The organism is Streptomyces sp. NPDC050422 (genome assembly GCF_044458665.1).
GTDB lineage: Bacteria > Actinomycetota > Actinomycetes > Streptomycetales > Streptomycetaceae > Streptomyces.
This window is the reverse complement of the sequence record NZ_JBITIE010000054.1, coordinates 1-5,514: the sequence shown is the minus strand read 5'-3', so window position 1 is coordinate 5,514 and position 5,514 is coordinate 1. Positions and strand designations below refer to the sequence as shown.

At 67.4% G+C, this 5,514-nt stretch carries 5 protein-coding genes and 1 pseudogene; 4 read left to right on the top strand and 2 right to left on the bottom strand.

The genetic code is table 11. From position 1 onward, the window contains the following. Nucleotides 1-466: 466 nt before the first annotated feature. A protein-coding gene (locus tag ACIBJG_RS38640) for an IS5 family transposase (RefSeq protein WP_399315021.1) occupies nucleotides 467-1,344 on the bottom strand; the annotation gives its coding sequence in 2 pieces (ribosomal slippage) (nucleotides 467-952 and nucleotides 955-1,344; 876 coding nt in all). A 7-nt stretch (nucleotides 1,345-1,351) separates the two neighbouring features. Continuing rightward, nucleotides 1,352-1,933: an AAA family ATPase gene (locus tag ACIBJG_RS38635; protein ID WP_399315020.1), complete on the bottom strand. Its 582-nt coding sequence runs from the start codon at nucleotides 1,931-1,933 to the stop codon at nucleotides 1,352-1,354. A 220-nt stretch (nucleotides 1,934-2,153) separates the two neighbouring features. Between ACIBJG_RS38635 and ACIBJG_RS38630 the strand changes: the two genes are divergently transcribed. From ACIBJG_RS38630 to ACIBJG_RS38615, 4 genes and pseudogenes are all read left to right on the top strand, one after another. Beyond that, complete coding sequence (locus tag ACIBJG_RS38630) at nucleotides 2,154-2,516, top strand: YciI family protein (RefSeq protein ID WP_399315018.1); 363 nt, start codon at nucleotides 2,154-2,156, stop codon at nucleotides 2,514-2,516. Beyond that, on the top strand, nucleotides 2,513-3,769 hold the full coding sequence (locus tag ACIBJG_RS38625; protein ID WP_399315016.1) for an RNA polymerase sigma factor: 1,257 nt from the start codon (nucleotides 2,513-2,515) through the stop codon (nucleotides 3,767-3,769). The genes ACIBJG_RS38630 and ACIBJG_RS38625 overlap by 4 nt, the downstream gene beginning before the upstream one ends. Before the next feature lie 375 nt (nucleotides 3,770-4,144). Beyond that, on the top strand, nucleotides 4,145-4,540 hold the full coding sequence (locus tag ACIBJG_RS38620; protein WP_399315014.1) for a hypothetical protein: 396 nt from the start codon (nucleotides 4,145-4,147) through the stop codon (nucleotides 4,538-4,540). 507 nt (nucleotides 4,541-5,047) lie between these two features. Further along, nucleotides 5,048-5,394: pseudogene (locus ACIBJG_RS38615) on the top strand (transposase); the annotation flags it as partial. Between the last annotated feature and the right edge of the window lie 120 nt (nucleotides 5,395-5,514).

The window sequence follows — 5,514 nt, the reverse complement described above, 5'->3', positions numbered from 1 at the left end:
CTCTATCAGACTCTTTCGTGTCCGATTCCCGGTCGAAGCGGGCCTCGCATTTTCGCTTTCCAGTTCTTCGCTTTCGCGCTTTCCCTTTCCGGCGAGCTCAACTCTACCAGGTTTCTTCGGGCCCGAATCCCACTGCCGGGTCGGACCTGACGCCCTGTCAGGTAGTCGTCCTGCGCCGCGCGATCCTCATCAGGCCGGACCGCCAGACCCTGCTGGTTCTGACCCGCTCGTCCTGCTGAACTGGCGAACGGCCAGCAGATGCGGGTTGCCCACTCATCTACGCCGCCGCACGGGACGGCAAGTGGTCCCTCGCGAAGCTCGTGAACTATGAGATCACTCCGCTGATCGACATGACGCTGCGAGAGATCCTCTCCGCGAACACACGGCGACTCGGACAGCGATGTGGCGTCCGCGACGCGGGGCCGTCTCGAGCCTCAGGTGCTAGGGCGTGTATCGAATGTGCTGGTCACAGCCACTCATTGATGACTGCGATGAGGACGGTCGCTTCGTATCGGACCGCAAGCTTGTCGTACCTCGTGGCCACGGCCCGGTGTCGCTTGAGGCGATCGATGCTGCACTCAGCCGCGTGGCGTTCGCGGTAGTCGATCTTGTCGAACTTCGGCGGCCGTCCACCGTGCGAGCCGAGGTTCTTGCGGTTCCGAGCCTGGTCCTCTTTGTCTGGAATCGTGCAGCGGATACCGCGCCTGCGCAGGTAGGCGCGGTTCTTTCGGGAGGCGTACGCCTTGTCGGCGCGGACCCGATTCGGACGGGTGCGTGGCCTGCCCGGACCGGGACGGGAGACGCGAATCTTCTCCAGGACGGGTTCGAACTGCGGAGAGTCCCCTCGCTGTCCGGCAGTGATCACGATCGACATCGGCTTCTGGCCCTGCTCGACGGCCAGATGCAGCTTGGTCGTCAGACCGCCGCGCGAGCGTCCAAGGCCGTGGTCGTCCGGCTCCGCCGTGCCGACACCGCCGGGTGGCTCCTTTTGTAGATCCCCCTTTTCCGCACCCCGGCGGCGTGCTGGTAGGCCCGGCACACGGTGGAGTCGGCGTTGATGTCCCAGGTTATGAGTTCCTTGGCGTCCGACTGGGCCTGCAGTTCGACAAGGATGCTCTGCCAGGTCCCGTCTCGCTGCCAGCGGCGGAACAAGTCGTACACCCGGCCCCAGGGGCCGTACCTCTCCGGGACATCTCGCCATGGGACGCCAGTGCGGGTCCGAAACCGTATGCCGTCGATCAGCTGCCGTCTGGTCCATATCGGTGGACGTCCCGGCTTCTTGCCCCCGGGCAACAACGGCGCCAGCCGGCCCCACTGGGTATCCGTCAGATCTCCACGCGCCACCTGGCGATCATTGCAGAGGCTGTTCGACTTCAGAACTGGAGGCCAGACTGGTCGCAGTCAGGATCGCTTCGACTGTCTCTTCAACCGTCTGCGCAGCGTTGTCGATCCAGGTTCCCTGCTGCCCGAGCTCGGAGCGCATCGCCTCATCCAGTGGCGACCAGTCCGTGGCCAGGGCCTTCTCCCGAGCCTGGTTGCGCCGCCATGCCTCTGCCGGGCCGGGAGCCAGGATGACGATGTGGAGTGGCACGGCCGCCAGCGTCGTGCGGTAGAAGTCAAGGTGGGAACGACGGACCACGACATCATCGAGCACTGGGATGAAGCCGGCCCGCACGAAACTTTTCGCCAGAAGGCACGCGTTGCGGGCCCGCAGGAAAGTCTGCCGGTCGGCTTCCGCATTCGCGGTCGGCGAGGGCCATTGCCCACCGCTGACGATCATCTGCTGAAGTGCGTCCACCTCGACATGGGCCGACATCCGGAACCGGCCGGCCAGCGCAGCGGCCACCGTCGACTTCCCACTGCCGGGGATGCCGGTCAGCAGGACAGCCCCGGCGGCCGGCTCGCGGTCGACGGGTGTCGGCGTACGGGTCAATCTGCACAGGCGGCTACGCGCGAACGTGCACCAGTGCGGGTGGCTGCCTCTGAGCGGAGGGCGCCAGGTAAGTTGATCGTTTGGGCGGGTCAGCCCGCCAGGGTGGCCCGGAGGAGATCCGAAGAGTTTTCTCTGTGCCGGATGTCGAAGAGGCGTTCCCGGCTCCGACTGACGGGTGGAAGCGCACCGATGGGGTGCGCGGGACACAAGGGGACACCTGATGAAGTACGTCGCGATGATCTACGGCAACCAGGCCAAGTGGGAGTCCTTCCCGGTCGACGCCTGGCCCGAGGCGATCGCCAGGCAGGACGCGTTCAATAAGAAGTACCGCGACAGCGGTGAACTGCTCGGCGCCTACGGCCTGGCGGACGCGGCCAACGCGCAACTGGTGCGTCGCAAGGACGGCGCCCCGGCGGTCACCGACGGGCCGTACCTGGAGACCAAGGAGTACCTCGCCAGCTTCTACATGCTGGACTGCGAGTCCCTGGAGCGCGCACAGGAGATCGCCGCCGACATGCCCTTCGCGGACACCGATCCGGTCGAACTCTGGCCGGTCCTGCACGACGCCGCGACGGACCTGTGAGCGAGACACCCGGCATCGAGGACCTGCTGCGCGAGCTGGCGCCGCAGGTCCTCGGCGCGCTCGTCCGCCGCTACGGCGCCTTCGACACCTGCGAGGACGCCGTCCAGGAAGCGCTGCTGGCCGCCGCCCTCCAATGGCCCGCCGAGGGATTGCCGGACAACCCCCGCGGATGGCTGGTCACCGTCGCCTCCCGCCGACTGGTAGACCAGGTGCGCAGCGAGCAGGCACGGCGTCGGCGCGAGGACCGCATCGCCCTGGCCACCCCCCAGGCCGAGTTGCTGAGCCGCGCCGCGGACGCCGAGGCGGACGCGGACCGGGACGACTCCCTGGCGCTGCTGTTCCTGTGCTGCCACCCGGCGTTGTCGGAGCCCAGCCAAATCGCCCTGACCCTGCGCGCGGTCGGGGGCCTGACCACCGCACAGATCGCCGCCGCCTTCCTGGTGCCCGAGACGACCATGGCCCAGCGCATCAGCCGCGCCAAACAGACCGTCAGGAACTCCGCCACGCCGTTGCGCCTGCCGCAGACCGCCGACCAGGCCAAACGGCTGGAGTCGGTACTCCATGTGCTGTACCCGGTCTTCAACGAGGGCTACACCGCCACCGACGGCGCCGGCCTGACCGCGCCGGCCCTGTCGACCGAGGCAATCCGGCTCACCCGCCTGCTGCACCGCCTGCTGCCCGACCACGCCGAGACCGCCGGACTGCTCGCCCTGATGCTGCTCACCGACGCGCGCCGCCCCGCTCGCACCGGGCCCGACGGCGCCCTGGTGCCGCTGGCCGAGCAAAACCGCACCCGCTGGGACCGACGGCTCGTCACGGAGGGCGTCGACCTGATCAGCCGGACCCTGCCCAAGGGGCAGGTCGGCCCGTACCAGCTGCAGGCAGCCATCGCCGCCGTCCACGACGAGGCCGAGCACGTCGACGCCACCGACTGGCCGCAGATCCTCGCCCTGTACGACCTGCTGGAGCACCTGGCCCCGAATCCGGTGGTCACCCTCAACCGCGCGGTTGCCGTCGCGATGGTGCACGGCCCCGCCGCTGGCCTCGACCTGCTGACGGCACTGGACTCCGACCGGCGCACGGTGCACCACCACCGCCTGCTCGCGGTCCGGGCCCACCTCTTGGAGCAACTCGGCGACCACGACGCAGCAGCCCACGCCTACCGCGAGTCGGCCCGACGCACCAGCAGCACACCGGAGCGACGCCACCTCACCACCCGCGCGGCCCGCCTCACTCCCGGCCAACCGGACTGACCAACAGAGCCGAAGCACCGACGAACTCAAGCACACCGCTGCGCACGTTCGGTTGTACCTGCCTGTGCACTTTCAGGTGTACGCCGACAACGGGCACCAGGTCCAAGCTCATACGACTCCTCCAAGCGCAAATGATCAGGGCCTTGAGGGTACGTGCTGCCCCTGATTCGCCGAGTCGGCGACTGCTTGATCCACTTTCAACACACTCCCTAGTCGTCCGCGACCGCGTTCCGTCCTGTCCCGTCCCTTCCTGCGTAGTAGGACAGGACGCGACAGCGGATGTCAGCGATGCTCGCGCGTTCCGGCGAACCTGCGCCTGGCACTGCCGAAAGCTCACGGGTTCCGGGGGGAACTCGGATGTTGCATGATCGAACGATGCTGGTCGAACTGGTGGGGGTCACAAAGTTCCCCCGGAGCCCATGGCTGGCCCAGATCCGGACCCCGTTCGGAGGGGCCGCGGTCCGCTGGTGCGGTGACCAAGCCGCAAAGCCAGGCAAGTACGACGTCGAGTGGACAGTCGACGAGGACATCACCTGGGGGCAGAACGCGAAGTCGGCTGTCGGCTCCGGACCGGAAGTTCGACCTGGTGGGCACTGCATAGTCCTGCGCGGACGGTTGAACCTCACAGTGGACGGCGCCGCCGTGCTGGAACTTGATGGCACGCAGGTCCTGCTGGACCTTACTGATCCGTTGCCCGAAGGTATTGCTGGTACGTGGGTCGAGCTCTTCATCGAGCGCGTGAGGGTCGCTCTCTACCCGTACGACCTCTGACCACAGGTCAGTCCATGGCCCCTGCTCCGCCAGGCGCGCGTCCTCGTGTTGTCGGACCGATAGATCATGGCGGCCTCGGGAATGATCCAGGGTGTTGACCAGGCCGAGGAGCGGAGTGCAGAGGTCGTCTCTGAAGCGTCCGCAGAGGACCCGTCGTCCAGCACGTCCGAACCTGGGCGCTCACGCACGAACAAAGCGGCGGAGACATCGAGGGATGGAACGGGCAGATCAAACAGCGCGGCCTGCGCGCCGTGCTGCAGTTCGCCGACGGGCTCCGTCCCGCCCCGCACGCAGTGATCGTCGGCCGGTCGAGTACTTGGGGTCCCGGTGACCAGGATCAAGGTCCTCAGAGGCGCCGGCTACGACCGGACCGAGCTCGGCCTCTCCGCACTTGCGCCTCCTCCTCCGAGCCTGAGAAGTACCTGCCCGTGCTCTCACGGCGCCCCCGAGCCGGCCCCAGAATCGGCTCGAGCATGTCTCCTTGACCCTTGCGTCAGTTGATCGGACGTGTCTGTCCGTTTAGCGATCACTGATGCAATGTGGGGCCGGATCGAGCCTCTGATGCCGGCCGATCCCGTCCGTGGCCGGCGGTGGGCCGACCACCGCCGGACTCTGGAGGCTATCGCGTGGAAGTACCGCACCTGCTCGCCTTGGCGTGACCGCCTGAAGAGCTCGGGCCCTTCCAGACTGCCCACAAACGCCTGCTCAGGTGGGTTGTGAACGGCACATGGAAACGGATCCTCGCGGGTGTCCTTGCAGTGGCGGATGTTGAAGACGAGGTCGGCTGGACCGTCTCGGTGGACTCCACCGTCTGCCGCGCTCACCAGCATTCGGCCGCAGCAAGGAAAAGGGGGCGCCGGGCCGGTCCGAACCCGAGGACTGAAGTTCCCCCCGCGAGCTGGACAGCGGGTGTTTACGCTGCCGGGGCGAGGTCCTGTCTGAGCAAGGCTCTCGTTTCGAGCGGGGTGACGTAC

Excerpts from the sequence above, each read along its gene's own strand:
- ACIBJG_RS38620 (WP_399315014.1), top strand. The coding sequence starts at position 4,145 with ATGCTGGTCGAACTGGTGGGGGTCACAAAGTTCCCCCGGAGCCCATGG.
- ACIBJG_RS38630 (WP_399315018.1), top strand. The coding sequence starts at position 2,154 with ATGAAGTACGTCGCGATGATCTACGGCAACCAGGCCAAGTGGGAGTCC.